Raw genomic sequence first — 15,078 nt, 5'->3', positions numbered from 1 at the left:
GGCCACGACCTCGCCAGGCACACTCGGTCGTCCCCGCTGACTGGGGAACAGGCCTTCGAACAGCTCCGGTGGGAACAACCGCAACCGATGAGCGGCGAGGAACCCGAACACGGTGCCGGGGTCAATCAGATGCCCAGCCAGCGACTCCACGTCCAGCAGCTCACGCTGATCATCCCAGTGGCCCTGCACCCGGCGAGGATCCCAGCCGCCAGCCATGATCCCCGTCCGACACCCCGGCGCTTAATTCAGCAGTCTCCTAGGGACCACGGCACCCGGACACCTGCCCGGTTCCGGGCGCCGTGTGCCCAGTCAAACTGACGAAAGGCGTAGTCGTCCTTCGGACGATCAGGCGGGAGATCCCTCGGCCGAGTGGGCCGCGCGCTCACCCGAGGGAGTCCCCGGGGAACGCCGGGTGGACCAGCGCGAACGTCTGCCGGTCGCGCCCCGGCAGCCGCTCACCGCGTCACGCCCGGCAGCCACACACGGCCGACCGGGCGGCGTCGACCCGTCGTCGTCCCCCGAACAGCCCTACGATGCCGCCGTGTCTCCCGCCGCGCGGACCGACCCGGACGAGGCGTCGTCCCCGGTGCCCACGATCCTCGACGCGGCGCTGCACGAGGCGGGGTCGGCGCTGGAGCGGGTCGGGTCGGCGGCGGCGAACGTGCACGACCGGTTCCGGTACGGGCACCTCGCGGACACCCGCCGGATGCCGCGCAGCGCGGTGACCGGCGGGCGGGGCTGGACACTGCACCGCTACGCGCCGCTGCCGGACGGGCCGGCCGCGGTCGGGCTGCCGATCCTGCTCGTCCCCCCGCTCGGGGCGCCGGACCTCGCCTTCGACCTGCGCCGGGGCAACAGCTTCGTCGAGTTCCTGCTCGGGCAGGGGCGCACCGTCTACGTCGTCACCTACGACGCCGCGTTCTGGCGCGGCCGGCGCCGCGGCCTGGAGACCTGGGTCGACGACGTCGTGCCCACCGCGGTCACGCGGGTGTGTGACGACGAGGCCGGGCCGGACCAGGAACGCTGCCCCGTCCACCTCGTGGGCTGGAGCCTCGGCGGGCTGTTCGTCCTGCTCACCCCGGCCGGTCACCCCGACCACCCGATCGCCTCCGTGACGGCGTTCGCCGCGCCGGTCGACGTCGAGGCGGTGCCGATCGTGGCCCCGTTCCGGTCGATCGCGGAGTACACCGGTGGCCGGATCTTCACGACCCTCTACCGGCTCCTCGGCGGCTTCCCCGCGCCCGCCGTGCGTGCGGCCTTCCAGCTCGTGAGCGTCGACCGGTACGTCACCAAGCCGGTGACGATCCTGACCCACCTCGACGACCGCCAACTGCTCGAGCAGATGGAGGCCGTCGACATCCTGATGAACAACATGGTGGCCTACCCCGGCCGGGCGTTCGGGCAGGTCTACCACCACGTGATCCGCCACAACGAGATCGCGACCGACTCCGTCGAGATCGCCGGACGACCGGTGCGCCTGGCCGACGTCACCGCCCCGGTCCTGCTCATCGCCGGTTCCGAGGACGGGATCGCGCCGGTCGCCGCGGTGCGGCGCGGCACCGAGCTGCTGACCTCGTCGTCGGACCTCCGCTTCTCGGTGGAGCCCGGGGGCCACCTCGGCGTGCTCGCCGGCCGGCGGGCTCACGACCACTCCTGGGCGACGTTCCTCGACTTCGTCACCGCCCACGACGACGGGTCCTGACGCCGCGCGGTGAACCACACCCGTGTCGTTCGCCCCCGGGGGCGTGCGTGGTGATCACGTCCGGGTGTCGTACCGTCGCCTCGCCCTGCTCCCCCGTGGAAGGACACACCGCGTGGCCGTCACCCTCAAGGCAGCCCTGCTCGACTCCGACAAGCGCGGCTACGTCGTCGACGACCTGGCCCGTCTGGTCGACGACGAGGTCAAGGACAAGAGCGGATTGTCGGGCGGCGTGATCAAGACGGGGTACGCCGCCGTCAAGAAGATCAAGCCCGGGATCATCTGGGGCGCGATCAACACGCTCCTCGACGAGTTCGTCGAGGCCCTCGAGCCCCACTGGACCGCCTACAACGCGTCCCCCACCGGCGACTTCGGCGCCTACCTCGCGGCCCACCCGCAGCCGGTGTCGGAGGCCCTCCTCGGCGTCACCGACCGGCGGGCGGAGAAGTCGGACCGCCAGGCCGTCACGTCGGTCTACTCGAAGCTGCGCCCGAAGGCCCAGGAGAACGTCATCGAGGCGCTCCCCCGGCTCGGGGCGGTCATCGAGAAGCACGCTGCCTAGTCGCGCCGAAGGTGACGCCGGCGCGGAATCGATCACCCTCCGCTCGAAGGGGTGACCTGACCGTGACGACTGGTCCAGGGTGACCTCATGCACATCCTCACCGTCCTGTACGGCCAGCCCGACGACCCCGCCGCGTTCGACAAGTACTACGAGGCGACGCACGTCCCGCTCGCGAACAAGATCCCCAACCTGCAGAGCTGGACCTACCGTCACTGCTCCTCGCTCGACGGCTCGACGCCGCCGTACCACCTCATCGCGGAACTCCAGTTCGAGTCGCTCGAGGCGCTGCAGGCCGGGATGGGCTCTCCCGAGGGCCAGGCGGCCGCCGAGGACGTCCCGAACTTCGCCACCGGCGGCGCGACGATGCTGGTCGCGCACGATTAGGTGGGCGGAGCCCTTGTGAGCACTTTCCGGGGCTATGACCCCGGAAAGTGCTCACAAGCGCGTCAGCGCACCGGGTGCGGCAGGCGGCGGATCGAGCCCTCGGCGCGCAGGTCGGCCAGCGTCGGGTAACCGTCCACCGCCATGATCAGGTCGGTCTCGGCGAGCACCGAGCGCTGGTGGTGCACCACGCCGTCCTCGCCGCCGAGCGCCAGCGCGTACGCGTAGGGCCGACCGATCCCGACCGCCGTCGCCCCCAGCGCCAGCGCCTTCGCCACGTCGGCGCCCGAGCGCACCCCGGAGTCGAACAGCACCGGGACGTCGCCGGCGGCCGCGACGACGTCGGGCAGCGTCTCCAGCGCGGGCAGCCCGCCGTTCGCCTGGCGCCCGCCGTGGTTGGAGCAGTAGAGCCCGTCGACGCCGAGGTCGACCGCGCGCCGGGCGTCGTCGGCGTGGCTGATCCCCTTGAGCAGGATCGGCAGGTCGGTGGCCTCGCGCATCCACGTCAGGTCGTCCCAGCCGACGCTGTTGCCGAACTGGCGCGACCACGTCCCGACCGCCCCGCGCAGGTCCTCCTCGGGCGGCGCGTCGAGCAGGGAGCGGAACGCCGGGTCGGAGAAGTAGTTGGCCAGGCAGTGCCCGCGCAGCTGCGGGAAGTTCGCGGTGTTGAGGTCGCGGGGGCGCCAGCCGGTGACCCAGGTGTCGAGGGTGACGACGAGGGCCGCGAACCCCGCCTTCTCGGCGCGCTGGATCAACGAGACCGCCACGTCGCGGTCCTTCGGCGTGTAGAGCTGGAAGAGGCCCGGGGTGTCGCCCAGCGCGGCCGCGACGTCCTCGAGCGGGTCCTGTGAGAGCGTCGACATCACCATCGGCACCCCGGTCCGGGCGCAGGCGCGGGCCACCGCGAGGTCGCCGTGGAAATCCTGCGAGCAGATCCCGATGACGCCGATCGGGCAGCAGAACAGCGGCGTCGGGAGCTCGACGCCGCAGATCGAGGTCGTCAGGTCGCGCTCGTAGGCGCCCGCCATCATCCGCGGGACGATCCCCCACCAGCCGAACGCCTCGGCGTTCCCGCGCTGGGTGCGCTCGTCGCCCGCACCACCGGCGACGTAGTTGAGGATCCAGTCGGGCAGCGCCGCCGCGGCCGCGCGCTCGAGCCCGGCGAAGTCGACCGGCCACCGGGGCAGCACGCCCTTCAGGCCCGCACCGTAGATGTCCAATTGGTAGTCGCCGTACTGCATGCGGCCTCCGGCCTCGTGCGTGCGTTTCCGTGTTCAGACACGACAGTCCCATTCGGCACACCGAGAGGGCACGCACATGCCCTCAGGCACACTGGCCGGCGTGGAGGAGGCGGCCCTCGTGGCCCGGCTGCGCGCCGCCGGCTGCGTGTTCGCCGAGGAGGAGGCCGCGCTGCTGCTCGCCGAGACCGGCGCCGACGCGGAAGCCCTCGAGGCCCTGACCGCCCGCCGCGAGGCCGGCGAACCGCTCGAGCACCTCCTGGGGTGGGCGGAGTTCCGCGGTCGGCGGGTCGCCGTCGCGCCCGGGGTCTTCGTCCCGCGGCAGCGCAGCGGCCTGCTCGTGGACCGCGCGGTTGCCTACGCGCGCCCGGGCGCCGTCGTCGTCGACCTGTGCTGCGGGTCCGGGGCGCTCGGCGCGGCGGTGGCCGCGGAGGTCGGGGACGTCGAGCTGCACGCCGCCGACGTCGATCCCGTCTCCGTCGCCTGCGCCCGCCGGACCGTGCCCCCCGGAGCCCGGGTGCACGTCGGCGACCTCGACGACGCCCTGCCCACCGACCTGCGCGGCCGGGTCGACGTCCTGCTCGCCTCCCCGCCCTACGTGCCCACCGACGGCGTCGCGACGATGCCGCCCGAGGCCCGCGAGCACGAGCCGCGCACCGCGCTCGACGGGGGACCCGACGGGCTCGGCGTGCTGCGGCGCCTCGCCGTGCTCGCCCCGGCGTGGCTCGCGCCGGACGGCGTCGTGCTGCTGGAGTGCGCCGCGCACCAGGCCGACGCCGCGCGCGACGTCGTCGCCGGCGCGGGCCTGCACGCCACCGCCGAGCACGACGACGAGGCCGACGCGACCGTCGTCGTCGGCCGCCGGGAGGCACGCGCGTGAGCGTCCTCGACGTCCTCGCCCGCCGTCAGGAAGGAGGTCCCGACCACGCGGTCCGCGTCGCCCTCGTCGTCGAGGGCGGCGGCAGCCGCGCGACCTTCTCGGCCGGCATGGCGGCCGCCGTCGAGGACCGCGGCCTGACCCCGCTGCTCGACGACGTCTACGGCGTCTCGGCCGGCTCGCTCAACGCGGCGTGGCTCGTCGCCGGGAAGGCCCGCGAGGCGATGTCGCCGTGGACCGACCGCTCGGTGATGCGCGGGACCATCGATCCCCGCCGGGTGCTGCGCGGCGGCCGGGCGGTCGACCTCTCCCACCTCGCGGCCGAGGGGCGCCTGCTGCACGTCCGGCCTCCCGACGACGCCCCCGCGGTGTCACGGACCTCCACCGACGTCGGACTGCTCGCCGACGCCCTGCGCATCGGCCACGAGGCGGCGTCGAGCGCCCTGGACGGACTGCCCAGCCACGCCCCCTGAGTCGCGTCGGCCTCAGGCCGCGGCCGCCTCGGCGCGCTCCCAGAGGTCGTGGAGCATCGCGATGTTCAGCTCGTAGGCCCGCCGGACCTCGTCGACGACACGGGCCCGCTCGGCCTCGTCCCAGGGGGTCGCGTCGAGCAGCGCGCGGTAGCGCTCACGGAAGCGCGGGACCGGCCCGAGCTCGGAGAAGTCGTAGAACGCGGCCCCGCCGCCGGTGACGCCGTACCGGCGCGGGAGCAGCGCGGCGACGGCCTGGCCGCCGGCGACGTCGCCGAGGTAGCGCGTGTAGTGGTGCGCGACGAAGCCTCCGGACCAGTCCGCGACCTCCCGGATCCGCGCGACGTAGCGCTCGGTGGCCGGCAGCGGCTCCGGGTCGTCGACGCGGAAGTACGCCAGGTCCGCGGCGATCCGCGACGACCGCCGCAGCGCGTCGAGGACGAAGGGCCCCGCCACCGCGTCGTCGGCCAGGGCGTCGCCCACCGACTCCAGCGCCCCGTAGACGAACGAGTACTGCTCCACCAGCCGGGCGTAGTCGGCCACGGCCAGGCGCCCGTCGAAGAGCGCGTCCATGTAGGGCGAGTGGTTCGCGCGCTGGTGGGCCTCGAGCGTCGAACGCCGGACGGACTGGTGGAACGGGATCGTCTCGGACACCGGCACTCCTGGTGGGTCGGCGGACCGCGAGCTGCGCTCCCGACACTAGGTGGGCACGCCCGGTGAGGGAATCCTGAGCTGGACGATCAACGGCCGCACGTTTCCCGGCGCCCTCCCGGTGGGGACCTGCTGGGGAGCGGCTCGAGACGGGGGCCGGACCGTGCACCGCGTCCGGAAGGCCCCTCCCATGACAGCCTTCGCCGACATCGTCGTCGCCACCTCGACGGCGTGCCCCGGCCGGCTCGGGGGCTTCGTCCCCTCCGGCCCCGACGCCCTCTACCTGCTGATCTACAACGATCCCGCGGCGCCGGTGACCGGCTACGGCACGGGGTGGACGCTGCTCGTCGCGAGCGGCAACGACCGCTGCTGGTCCACCGGGCTGCTGGCCCACGGTGCCGACGCCCGCACCCGCGAGGCTGACGCCCGCGGTGTCGCCGAGCGGCTCCTGGCCGAGCACGGCATCCGCGTGCAGGAGTGGCGCACGGGCGCGACCGGGCCGCTGCCGATCTCCCGCGCGCAGACGGGCCGGTCGCGGACCGGCTGATCCGCCGCGGCGCGGGGAACCCCGCCCGCATGCAGACAGCCACGCTCGGCGCGTTCGAGGTCGGCCGCATCGGCCTGGGCACGATGGGGATGTCAACGGCCTACTCGGGTGCCCGCACGGACGACGACGAGTCGATCCGGACGATCCACCGCGCCCTCGACCTGGGGGTGACCCTGATCGACACCGCCGAGGTCTACGGGCCCTACGTCAACGAGGAGCTGGTCGGGAAGGCCATCAGGGAGCGCCGGGACGAGGTGGTGCTCGCGACGAAGTTCGGGCTGATCTCGCACACCGGTCGCGACGGGGCCGACTCCAGCCCGGAGAGCGTGCACGCCGCCGTCGACGGCTCGCTGCGCCGCCTCGGCGTCGACCACATCGACCTCTACTACCAGCACCGGGTCGACCCGCAGACACCGATCGAGGAGACGATCGGGGCCGTCGCGCAGCTCGTCGCCGCCGGCAAGATCCGCGCGATCGGGCTCTCCGAGGCCTGGAGCGACACCATCCGCCGCGCGCACGCGGTGCACCCGGTCACGGCGCTGCAGTCCGAGTACTCGCTGTGGACCCGCGAGCAGGACGAGATCCTGCCGCTGCTGCGCGAGCTGGGGATCGGCCTGGTCGCCTACTCGCCGCTGGGCCGCGGCTTCCTCACCGGCGCGGTCCGCACGATGGACGACCTCGACGAGGACGACATGCGCCGCAGCAACCCGCGCTTCGCCGAGGAGAACTTCCGCCGCAACCTCGCCGCCGCCGACGAGGTCCGGGCGGTCGCCGACGACGTCGGGGCCACGCCCGCCCAGGTCGCGCTCGCCTGGGTGCTCGCGAAGGGCACGGACATCGTCCCGATCCCGGGGACGAAGCGGGTCTCCCGGCTCGAGGAGAACGTCGGCGCGGACGCGCTCGAACTCACCGCCGACCAGCTCGCGCGCCTCGACGGGCTCACCCCCGCCGCCGGGGGCCACCACTCGGAGGCGCAGATGACGCTCATCGAGCGCTGACGCGGAATCCGGCTGCGGCCCGACGTGTTCCGGTTCGGCTACGCCGTGTTCCGAGCCGGGGTCCTTCCGCGGTGGAGCGGCGTCGCGCTCGTCGGCACGCAGGGCCTTCCGGAGGCCGCGCAGCTGTTCGCGGCGGGCGTCCGAGACCTCGGCATCGCCGGGATGGGCGCGGGGCTCCTCGCCGCCGGCCCGGCGAGTGTGTCGGGGGCCTGACGGCGAGGGCGGGTGAGGCGATGGGGCTGTGGCCCGCGGGTATGAGGCGCAGGACCACAGCCCCGGCGGGCCGGGCGCAGCACCCTGACGGCGGCGCCCGGCCGAGCTCGGAGTGTCTTAGAGAGCCTGGACCGAGTCGGCCTGCGGGCCCTTCGCGCCCTGGCTGGACTCGAAGCTCACACGCTGGTTCTCCTCGAGCGAACGGAAGCCGTTCCCCTGGATCGCGGAGTAGTGGACGAACACGTCCTTCCCGCCGTCATCGGGAGCGATGAAGCCGAAGCCCTTCTCCGCGTTGAACCACTTGACGGTTCCTTCAGTCATCCATCCTCTTTCGGGTCGAGCGGTCCGTGGACGACCTGCCCACGGGCGTTGCCCGAACCGGAGCACGAAAGAGGGTGTATGCGTCCCTCTGCGGTGCGAGCCGGGCGGTGTCACATGATCCACGGAGCTCAAGCACAGCGAGGAAAACGAGACTGCAACATCGCCGACCGTAGCACGGCGCGTGGAACGCCCTCCGGCCGCCGCGCGGACGGATAGCGTGGGGAGGTGCGCACCGACGAACCTGCTCGTTCCGATCCGGGCGACCGCCTGTCCGCACTGCGGACGGCGATCGAGGCGGGGTGCGACGCCGAGGGGGTCGCGGCCCCGTCCTTCTCCCCCGACGGAGGTGCGAGCGTGAGCGACCCGTGGGGGCGGGTCGCCCGCGTCCAGCCGCTCGGGCAGCGGACCCGAATCAGTCTCACCGCCGAGAACGGCCTCGAGGCCGAGGCCGAGGTCGACACCGACTCGCTGGTCGCCGAGATCGCCGCCCACCGCTCGGTGTACGGGGCGATCGGCGCGGCGCTGGACCGGGAGAACAGGCCGGGGTGAGTCCCGGTCAGTCCACGTGCTGGACGATGTTGAGGACGTTGCCGTCGGGCGCCCGGACGAAAAAGCGGTGCACGCCCCAGGGCTCCGTCGTGAGCGGGTGGACGATCTCGTAGCCGCGCCGCCGGGCCTCGTCGTACGCGGCCTCGACGTCGTCGACCTTGACCGAGACGGCCGGGTTCTCGGGAGCGGTCGCGTCACGGGTGACGAGCTGGATGCTCGCGCCCGTGTCCGGTGAGGAGAACCGCGTCACCCAGTCCATCCCGATCGACTCGTCGTCGAGGCCGAGGTAGCCGGCGTAGAAGCTGCGGGCCGCGGCGATGTCGGCCACGGGGAGGTCGGCGTAGACGGTGGTGACGCGCATGCGGTCCCTCCTCGGGACAGGTGGCGGAGGAGTCGGCCTGTAAGCCGGATCCTGTACCCACGGCCCCTCGCGGGTCCGTGGGCGGCGACCATCCATCTCGGCCCGTCGTCGCCGACGGGCTCCAGCGGTCTACCCGCAGGTCTCGGGCGGGCAGCCCTCGGACGACCTGCGCGGCTCCACCGTCTCCGGCGGAGCCTTCTTGACCTTGCTCCGGGTGGGGTTTACCGAGCCGTCCTGGTCACCCAGGACGCTGGTGGTCTCTTACACCACCGTTTCACCCTCACCACCGGGCGAGCCCGATGGCGGTCTGTTCTCTGTGGCACTGTCCCGCGGGTCACCCCGGGTTGCTGTTGGCAACCACCCTGCCCTGTGGAGTCCGGACTTTCCTCGACGGGCCCTCGTGGGGCCCGACGCGGCCGCCCGGCCGACTCCTCCGCGGGGCTCATTCTAGCGGTGCCGTATCCGGCGTTCCCGACGACGGCGGGCCCACCCCCGTGGAGCGAACGGCACTCTCGCTGCTTCTCTGCGCACGAGAGTGCCGCCCGCCCCGAACGGGCCGGCCGACCACGAGCGGGCACCCCGACCCCGACCGGGCTACCGTCCCGAGCCGTGACGCACCCGGGCGCGCTCCAGATCGTCCTGCTCGTCGTGCTCGGACTGCTCGCGGGCGCCGTGAACGCCATCGCCGGCGGGGGCTCGCTCATCGTCTTCCCGGTGCTGCTCGCGACGGGGCTCCCGCCGCTGCCTGCCAACGTCACCAACTCCGTCGCCCAGTGGCCCGGGTACGCCGGCTCGACGGTGTCCGCCCGCCGGGACCTCGGCGGCCAGGGCCGTCGCCTCGCGCTCACGACGATCCCGGCCGCCGTCGGCTCCGCGGTGGGCTGCGGGCTGCTGCTGGTGCTCCCGCAGTCGGTGTTCGACGCGATCGTCCCGGTGCTGGTGCTGCTCGCCAGCCTCACGCTGGGCCTCCAGCCCTGGATCAAGCGGTGGACCTCGCGCGACGGCGAGTCGGAGGCCGGGCGGGAACGGCCGGTCGTGCTCGCCGTCGTCACCTTCGTCGCCGCGGTGTACGGCGGGTACTTCGGCGGGGCGCTGGGGGTCGTCCTCATCGCGGTGCTCTCGCTGCTGTGCGCCGACTCGATGCGCCGGCTCAACGCCGTCAAGGTGCTGCTGTCGCTGGTGGTCGCGACGGTGACCGTGATCATCTTCGGGGTCTTCGCGCCGGTCGACTGGTTCGCGGTGCTGCTGCTCGCGCCCTCGACGCTGGTCGGCGGCTACCTCGGGATGGCGGTAGCGCAGAAGATGCCCGACAACGTGCTGCGCTGGTGCGTCGTCGTGCTCGGCGTGGCGGTGGCGATCTACCTCTTCGTCAAGGGGTGAGCGGCGCCCTTGTGACCGGCCACGCCGCGACTGCCCTCGCCGTCGCGCTCCTCGCGGCGGTGCTCCTCGTCGCCGTCTGGCGGCCCCGCGGCGTGCCCGAGGCGCTCGCCGCGATCCCGGCCGCGGCGCTCGTCGTCGTCACCGGGCTGCTGAGCCGGAACGACGCGCTGGCGGAGATCGCACGGCTGGGACCCACCGTCGGGTTCCTCGCCGCCGTCCTCGTGCTCGCCCACCTCGCCGACGCCGAGGGGGTGTTCGCCTGGGCCGGATCGCTGCTGCGCCGCAACCGTCGCGGGAGCGGGTCCGACGAGCGCGCCGGCGTCCGGCTCTTCGGCCGTGTCTTCGGCATCGCCGCCGTGACGACCGCCGTCCTCAGCCTCGACGCCACGGTCGTCCTGCTCACCCCGGTCGTCGTGCGCACGGCCCGCCGGATGCGCCTCGCCGTCGCGCCCGCCGCCTTCGTCTGCGCGCACCTGGCGAACTCGGCGTCGCTGCTGCTGCCGGTCTCCAACCTGACCAACCTGCTCGCCTACGGCGCGGCCGACCTGTCGTTCCTGCAGTTCGCCGCCCTCATGGCGCTGCCCTGGCTCGTGGTGCTCGCCGTCGAGTACGCCGGGCTGCGGTGGGTGTTCCGTCCCGAGGTCGCGGCGGCGGGAGAGCCCGACGACGAGCCGCCCACCGACACCCCGGCCCCCCGCTACGCGCTCGTGGTCCTCGCCCTCACCCTCGCCGGGTTCGCCGCCGCCGCGCCGCTCGGGATCGAGCCGGTGTGGGTCGCCGTCGCCGGCGTCGTGGTGCTCGGCGCGCGCTCGATCGCCACCCGACACACGACCGCCACGACACTCGTCCGGGCCGCCACGCCCCTGTTCTGCCTGTTCGTGCTGGCGCTGGGAATCGTCGTGGCGGCCGTCGGGGCGCACGGTCTGGGCGGGGTGCTCACCGAGGTCGTGACGTCCCTCGGCCCCGGCCTCCCCGGCCTGCTCGCGATCGCCGGGCTCGCCGCGGTGCTCGCCAACGTCGTCAACAACCTGCCCGCGACGCTGCTCCTGCTCGCCGCCCTCGGCCCGACGCCCACGCCGGCGACGGTGCTCGCCATGCTGATCGGGGTCGGCGTCGGGCCCAACCTCACCTACGTCGGCTCGCTCGCCACGCTGCTGTGGCGCCGGGTCATGGCCGCCGAGGGGGCCCCGCCGTCGCTCGGGCGGTTCACCGTGGCGGGCGTCGTCACGACACCGGCCGCGCTCGTCGCCGGCACCGTGGCCCTGTGGTTGGTGACCTGAGCGCCCTACGCTCGGCCGATGTGAGCCCCGACGACGTCCGGACCCGCGTGCGCGACCAGGCGCTCGGCATCGCCGCGGGCTGGTCGCCGCCGGACGCGCCCCCGACGTGGGCACTGACCGCCGAGCTGTTCCGCGCGATCGCCGACGACGACGTCCTGCTCGACCTCGCCGCCGCCATCCCGCCCGACCGGCTGCCGCCGCTGCTGCTCAGCGCCGCCGTCCGCCACCTGGCCGCGCGGGAAGCCCCCGACCCGCTCGCGCGGTACTTCCCGACGCCGGGCTCCGGCCAGCCGTCCCTGGACGACGGGTTCCGGCCCGCCCTGGCCGCGTTCGCCCGCGAGCACGCCGACACGCTGGCCGGGCTCTGCGCCGCGCACCGCTACCAGATGAACGAGGTCGGCCGCAGCGCCGACGTGCTCGCCGTCCTCGGCGACGTCACCGAGGGAGCCCCCGACCGGCCGATCGCCCTGGTCGACCTCGGGACCGGGGCGGGGCTCGGGCTGCAGCTCGACCGCTATCGCTACCACTACGCGGGCGCCGAGACCGTCGACGTCGGCGACCCCGACTCCCCGGTCCGCCTCACCTGCACGATCCGCGCCGGCGACCCGCCCATCCCGACGACGGTCCCGACGATCGCCGCCCGCGTCGGCATCGACGTCGAGCCCCTCGACCTCGACGAGCCCGACGTCCGGGACTGGCTCGCCGCGTGCATCCCGCCCGAGACCGGCGCCGTCGACCGGTTCGCCGCCGCGACCGCCGTCGTCCGGACCCACCCCGCGCCGCTGGTCCGCGGCGACCTCGTCGACACCGTGGCGAAGGTCTGCGCCGAGCTGCCCCCGGAGACCCTGCTCGTCCTCGTCGACACCTACGTCCACGTCTTCCTCCCCGACGACGAGCGGGCCCGGTTCCGCGACCTGCTCCCCCGGCTCGGCCGCGACCTCGAGTGGATCTCGGTGGACCCGCTCGTCCCCCTCGGGCCCGAGGGCCGCGAGAGCGTGCAGGGGCTTCCCGTGCCCGAGCGCGCGGTCGAGGCCTGCCGGGCGGGGGTCACCGGGGTCGTCGGGCGACTGTCGGTCCGCGACGGAGCGGTGTCCGGCCGGGTGCTCGGGCTCGCCCACCCCGGGGCCGCGTGGCTTGAGTGGCTGGATGCCCCTCAGCCCAGGTAGGACGTGTCGTTCACCAGCCGGACGCTCGCCCCTCCGTCGTCCCAGAAGTCGACGACCGACAGGCACGCCAGGTCGAGGTGCAGCCGGTAGAGCAGGGGCGGCCCGGCCTCGAGAGCGAGGCGCAGGATCGTCTTGATCGGCGTCACGTGGCTGACCAGCACCACCGTCGTCCCCGCGTGCCGCGCGAGCAGCTCGCGGAGCGCCGCGGCGACCCGCGTCCCGACGTCGTCGAAGCTCTCCCCGCCGGGCGGGGCCACGGCGGTGTCGCCGAGCCAGGCCCGGTGCACGTCGGGGTCACGCTCGGCCGCCTCCCGGAAGGTCAGTCCCTCCCAGCCGCCGAAGTCGGTCTCGGTGAAGCCCTCGTCGATCTCCACGCCGGAGCCGAGCGCGGACGCCACCGGAACCGCCGTCGAGCGCGCCCGGTCCAGCGGGGAGCTGACCACCACCGACGCCGCGGGGTAGCGCGCCGCCACCGACGCCGCCGCCGCGGACGCCTGCGCCTGCCCGGTCTCGGTCAGCGGCGGGTTCCCGCGCCCCGAGTAGCGCCGGTCCACCGAGAGCGGGGACTGCCCGTGGCGCAGGAGCAGCACCCGGGTGGGGACGGCGGCCCCGCGCCCCGTCCAGGCTCCAGCTGCGTCGGAGGCGCCGCTCACCGGACCACGATCGCACCGCAGTTCTCGCACCGCACGACCTCGTCGGGCGCGGCGCCCTGGATGTCGCGCAGCTCGCTGCGGTCCATCTCCAACCGGCACGCGCCGCACCGGTTCCCGGTCAGCTCACCGGCGCCGACCCCGCTCTTCGCGCGGAGCCGGTCGTAGAGCTCGACGAGATCGGCGGGGAGCTCCGCCAGCAGCGCGGTGCGCTCCTCGCCGCGGCGCGCCTCGGTGGTGCCGATGTCCCCGAGCACTCCGTCGCGCCGCTCCACGGCGTCCTCGAGCGCCGTCCGCGCCGCGTCGTGCGCCTCGGTCTCGTGCCGCAGGTCGATCCCCGCCGCCTCCTGGCGCTCCATGACCTCGAGCTGCTCATCCTCGAGCACTGCGCGCCGACGCTCGAGCGACCCCAGCTCGTGGGTCAGGTCGGCGGCCTGCTTGGCCGTCACCGAGCCGTTGTCGAGCAGCTGGCGGTCCCGGGTCTCGCGGGTGCGGACCTGCTCGACCTCGCGGTCGAGCTTCGCGACGTCGCGGTCGAGGTCGGACAGCGACGTCTGCGCGACGACGACGGCGTCGGCCGCCGCGCGCACCCGGCGCTCGGCCTCCTCCACCGCGGCCTGCTCGGGCAGCGTCCTGCGGCGATGCTCGGCGCGGGCGAGCTCGCCGTCGACGGCGGCGAGGTCGAGGAGCCGGCGCTGGGCGGACGGGTCGGCCTTCACGGCTGGATCGGCCTCCACGGCTGGGCGGGTCCATCGATGACGTCGTGCATGGTCGGCGGCGCGAACGCCGCCATCGGGCCCGTCTCCGGGGCCTCGCGCTCCGCGGCCCCGAGGGTCCACGGGTCGGTCCGGCGCGTCGAGACCGTCACGGGGACGCCGGGCAGGGCACGGCGCAGCACCTCGGCCGCCTGGGTGCACCAGGGGTGCTCCGAGGCCCAGTGGGCGACGTCGACGAGGGCCGGTGCGCCGGTGCGCTGCAGGTGCTCGTCGGCGGGGTGATGTCGGAGGTCCGCGGTGATGTACGCGTCCACCCCGGCCTCGCGGGCCAGCCCGAGCATCGAGTCGCCCGCCCCGCCGGAGAGTGCGACCCGCCGGATCGTCCGGTCCGGGTCGCCCGCGCCGCGCACCCCCCACGCGGTGGCGGGCAGCGCTTCGGACACCCGCTCGACGAACGCCGCGAACGGCTCCGGCGCGTCGAGGTGACCGATCCGCCCGATGCCGACGGCGCCGTCGCCCTCCGGCGCTAGGGGACGCTCCACGACGACGCCGACCGCGTCCGCCAGTGCGTCGGACACCCCGGGCGAGGCGGCGTCGGCATTGGTGTGGGCGGCGAAGAGAGCGCAGCCCGCGCGGATGAGCCGGTGCACCACCGAGCCCTTGGGCTCGTCGGCCGGCACCCCGTGCACCCCGCGCAGCAGCAGCGGGTGGTGGGTGACGAGCAGGTCCGTCCCGGAGGCGACGGCGTCGTCGACGACGGCGGGCGTCGGGTCGACCGCGACGAGCACGCGGGTCACCGGCTCGCCCGGGTCCCCGCAGACCAGGCCCACCGCGTCCCAGTCCTGCGCGAGGGCAGGTGGGTAGGCGGCCTCGAGCGCGGCGACCGCGCCCGCGACGGTGGGGGGAGCGACGGTGGGGTCCATGGTGGCCGCCATTGTGGTCCACCCCCGCCCCGGCGCGGACGGGCGGCCGGGACGATGGCGGACGTGTCGGACCTCCTGAACGTCGTGACCGTCTGC

Annotated in this window: 19 protein-coding genes, 1 other RNA gene and 1 pseudogene; 12 read left to right on the top strand and 9 right to left on the bottom strand. The window is 74.3% G+C overall.

What is annotated here, in order from left to right; translation table 11 throughout:
• A pseudogene (locus VGH76_RS01670) lies at positions 1–189 on the bottom strand (IS5/IS1182 family transposase); the annotation flags it as partial.
• Positions 190–541: 352 nt separating this feature from the next.
• Here VGH76_RS01670 and VGH76_RS01665 point away from each other — a divergent pair.
• The 3 genes from VGH76_RS01665 to VGH76_RS01655 all read left to right on the top strand — a co-directional run bounded on the left by VGH76_RS01665 (position 542) and on the right by VGH76_RS01655 (position 2,645).
• Positions 542–1,702, top strand: coding sequence for an alpha/beta fold hydrolase (locus tag VGH76_RS01665; protein WP_331554864.1), 1,161 nt, complete (start codon positions 542–544; stop codon positions 1,700–1,702).
• A 112-nt stretch (positions 1,703–1,814) separates the two neighbouring features.
• Positions 1,815–2,261 carry a DUF6918 family protein gene (locus VGH76_RS01660; protein WP_331554863.1) on the top strand — a complete coding sequence of 149 codons (447 nt, stop codon included), beginning with the start codon at positions 1,815–1,817 and terminating at the stop codon, positions 2,259–2,261.
• Between the two features lie 87 nt (positions 2,262–2,348).
• Positions 2,349–2,645, top strand: a complete 297-nt coding sequence (locus VGH76_RS01655; protein WP_331554862.1) for an EthD family reductase — start codon at positions 2,349–2,351, stop codon at positions 2,643–2,645.
• 62 nt (positions 2,646–2,707) lie between these two features.
• Here the strand turns inward: VGH76_RS01655 and VGH76_RS01650 are convergent, their stop codons facing one another.
• Complete coding sequence (locus tag VGH76_RS01650) at positions 2,708–3,883, bottom strand: alpha-hydroxy-acid oxidizing protein (RefSeq protein ID WP_331554861.1); 1,176 nt, start codon at positions 3,881–3,883, stop codon at positions 2,708–2,710.
• 76 nt (positions 3,884–3,959) lie between these two features.
• Between VGH76_RS01650 and VGH76_RS01645 the strand changes: the two genes are divergently transcribed.
• A complete protein-coding gene (locus VGH76_RS01645; RefSeq protein WP_331554860.1) occupies positions 3,960–4,760 on the top strand; it encodes a putative protein N(5)-glutamine methyltransferase in 801 nt (266 codons plus the stop codon).
• Positions 4,757–5,230 (top strand): patatin-like phospholipase family protein, encoded by a 474-nt coding sequence (locus tag VGH76_RS01640; protein WP_331554859.1) that lies wholly within the window; start codon positions 4,757–4,759, stop codon positions 5,228–5,230. The genes VGH76_RS01645 and VGH76_RS01640 overlap by 4 nt, the downstream gene beginning before the upstream one ends.
• A 12-nt stretch (positions 5,231–5,242) precedes the next feature.
• Here the strand turns inward: VGH76_RS01640 and VGH76_RS01635 are convergent, their stop codons facing one another.
• Positions 5,243–5,881, bottom strand: a complete 639-nt coding sequence (locus VGH76_RS01635) for a heme oxygenase (biliverdin-producing) (RefSeq protein WP_414637651.1) — start codon at positions 5,879–5,881, stop codon at positions 5,243–5,245.
• A gap of 187 nt (positions 5,882–6,068) precedes the next feature.
• Here VGH76_RS01635 and VGH76_RS01630 point away from each other — a divergent pair, with 187 nt between their 5' ends.
• From VGH76_RS01630 to VGH76_RS01620, 3 genes are read left to right on the top strand one after another with little or no spacing between them, the layout of a single operon-like run.
• Positions 6,069–6,425, top strand: a complete 357-nt coding sequence (locus tag VGH76_RS01630) for a hypothetical protein (protein ID WP_331554857.1) — start codon at positions 6,069–6,071, stop codon at positions 6,423–6,425.
• Positions 6,426–6,454: 29 nt separating this feature from the next.
• Positions 6,455–7,423: an aldo/keto reductase gene (locus VGH76_RS01625; protein WP_331554856.1), complete on the top strand. Its 969-nt coding sequence runs from the start codon at positions 6,455–6,457 to the stop codon at positions 7,421–7,423.
• Between the two features lie 24 nt (positions 7,424–7,447).
• Positions 7,448–7,636, top strand: coding sequence for a hypothetical protein (locus VGH76_RS01620; protein ID WP_331554855.1), 189 nt, complete (start codon positions 7,448–7,450; stop codon positions 7,634–7,636).
• A 117-nt stretch (positions 7,637–7,753) separates the two neighbouring features.
• Here VGH76_RS01620 and VGH76_RS01615 read toward each other — a convergent pair whose 3' ends face one another.
• Positions 7,754–7,957, bottom strand: coding sequence for a cold-shock protein (locus tag VGH76_RS01615; RefSeq protein ID WP_331554854.1), 204 nt, complete (start codon positions 7,955–7,957; stop codon positions 7,754–7,756).
• A gap of 225 nt (positions 7,958–8,182) precedes the next feature.
• Between VGH76_RS01615 and VGH76_RS01610 the strand changes: the two genes are divergently transcribed.
• Entirely contained in the window at positions 8,183–8,506 is a 324-nt protein-coding gene (locus VGH76_RS01610) for a hypothetical protein (protein ID WP_331554853.1), read from the top strand.
• Positions 8,507–8,513: 7 nt separating this feature from the next.
• Here the strand turns inward: VGH76_RS01610 and VGH76_RS01605 are convergent, their stop codons facing one another.
• Both VGH76_RS01605 and rnpB read right to left on the bottom strand, forming a co-directional pair.
• Entirely contained in the window at positions 8,514–8,867 is a 354-nt protein-coding gene (locus VGH76_RS01605; protein WP_331554852.1) for a VOC family protein, read from the bottom strand.
• Positions 8,868–8,891: 24 nt separating this feature from the next.
• Positions 8,892–9,299: RNase P RNA component class A (gene rnpB / locus VGH76_RS01600), an RNA gene on the bottom strand.
• Between the two features lie 177 nt (positions 9,300–9,476).
• On the opposite strand from rnpB, the gene VGH76_RS01595 reads away from it, so the two are divergent.
• From VGH76_RS01595 to VGH76_RS01585, 3 genes are read left to right on the top strand one after another with little or no spacing between them, the layout of a single operon-like run.
• Positions 9,477–10,247 carry a sulfite exporter TauE/SafE family protein gene (locus tag VGH76_RS01595; protein ID WP_331554851.1) on the top strand — a complete coding sequence of 257 codons (771 nt, stop codon included), beginning with the start codon at positions 9,477–9,479 and terminating at the stop codon, positions 10,245–10,247.
• The gene (locus VGH76_RS01590; RefSeq protein WP_331554850.1) at positions 10,244–11,527 is read left to right on the top strand and encodes an ArsB/NhaD family transporter; all 1,284 of its coding nucleotides are present in this window, start codon (positions 10,244–10,246) and stop codon (positions 11,525–11,527) included. Before VGH76_RS01595 ends, VGH76_RS01590 begins: the two co-directional genes overlap by 4 nt.
• 20 nt (positions 11,528–11,547) lie before the next feature.
• The gene (locus tag VGH76_RS01585; protein ID WP_331554849.1) at positions 11,548–12,693 is read left to right on the top strand and encodes a DUF2332 domain-containing protein; all 1,146 of its coding nucleotides are present in this window, start codon (positions 11,548–11,550) and stop codon (positions 12,691–12,693) included.
• Here the strand turns inward: VGH76_RS01585 and VGH76_RS01580 are convergent.
• The 3 genes from VGH76_RS01580 to VGH76_RS01570 are packed head-to-tail and all read right to left on the bottom strand — an operon-like array spanning position 12,681 to position 14,982.
• Positions 12,681–13,346, bottom strand: coding sequence for a histidine phosphatase family protein (locus VGH76_RS01580; RefSeq protein ID WP_331554848.1), 666 nt, complete (start codon positions 13,344–13,346; stop codon positions 12,681–12,683). The genes VGH76_RS01585 and VGH76_RS01580 overlap by 13 nt on opposite strands.
• Positions 13,343–14,062: a zinc ribbon domain-containing protein gene (locus VGH76_RS01575; RefSeq protein ID WP_331554847.1), complete on the bottom strand. Its 720-nt coding sequence runs from the start codon at positions 14,060–14,062 to the stop codon at positions 13,343–13,345. Before VGH76_RS01575 ends, VGH76_RS01580 begins: the two co-directional genes overlap by 4 nt.
• On the bottom strand, positions 14,059–14,982 hold the full coding sequence (locus VGH76_RS01570) for a Nif3-like dinuclear metal center hexameric protein (protein WP_331554846.1): 924 nt from the start codon (positions 14,980–14,982) through the stop codon (positions 14,059–14,061). The genes VGH76_RS01575 and VGH76_RS01570 overlap by 4 nt, the downstream gene beginning before the upstream one ends.
• Positions 14,983–15,078 lie beyond the last annotated feature (96 nt).

This window comes from Actinomycetospora sp., from assembly GCF_036497585.1.
Classification (GTDB): Bacteria; Actinomycetota; Actinomycetes; order Mycobacteriales; family Pseudonocardiaceae; genus Actinomycetospora.
Note: the sequence above shows the minus strand (reverse complement) of the source record. Positions and strands in the feature narration are given on the sequence as shown.

What these genes read in the sequence shown, in the direction of transcription:
- VGH76_RS01655 (WP_331554862.1), top strand. Translation starts at nt 2,349, where the DNA reads ATGCACATCCTCACCGTCCTGTACGGCCAGCCCGACGACCCCGCCGCG.
- VGH76_RS01650 (WP_331554861.1), bottom strand. Translation starts at nt 3,883, where the DNA reads ATGCAGTACGGCGACTACCAATTGGACATCTACGGTGCGGGCCTGAAG.
- VGH76_RS01645 (WP_331554860.1), top strand. Translation starts at nt 3,960, where the DNA reads ATGCCCTCAGGCACACTGGCCGGCGTGGAGGAGGCGGCCCTCGTGGCC.
- VGH76_RS01630 (WP_331554857.1), top strand. Translation starts at nt 6,069, where the DNA reads ATGACAGCCTTCGCCGACATCGTCGTCGCCACCTCGACGGCGTGCCCC.
- VGH76_RS01625 (WP_331554856.1), top strand. Translation starts at nt 6,455, where the DNA reads ATGCAGACAGCCACGCTCGGCGCGTTCGAGGTCGGCCGCATCGGCCTG.
- VGH76_RS01615 (WP_331554854.1), bottom strand. Translation starts at nt 7,957, where the DNA reads ATGACTGAAGGAACCGTCAAGTGGTTCAACGCGGAGAAGGGCTTCGGC.
- VGH76_RS01605 (WP_331554852.1), bottom strand. Translation starts at nt 8,867, where the DNA reads ATGCGCGTCACCACCGTCTACGCCGACCTCCCCGTGGCCGACATCGCC.
- VGH76_RS01570 (WP_331554846.1), bottom strand. Translation starts at nt 14,982, where the DNA reads ATGGACCCCACCGTCGCTCCCCCCACCGTCGCGGGCGCGGTCGCCGCG.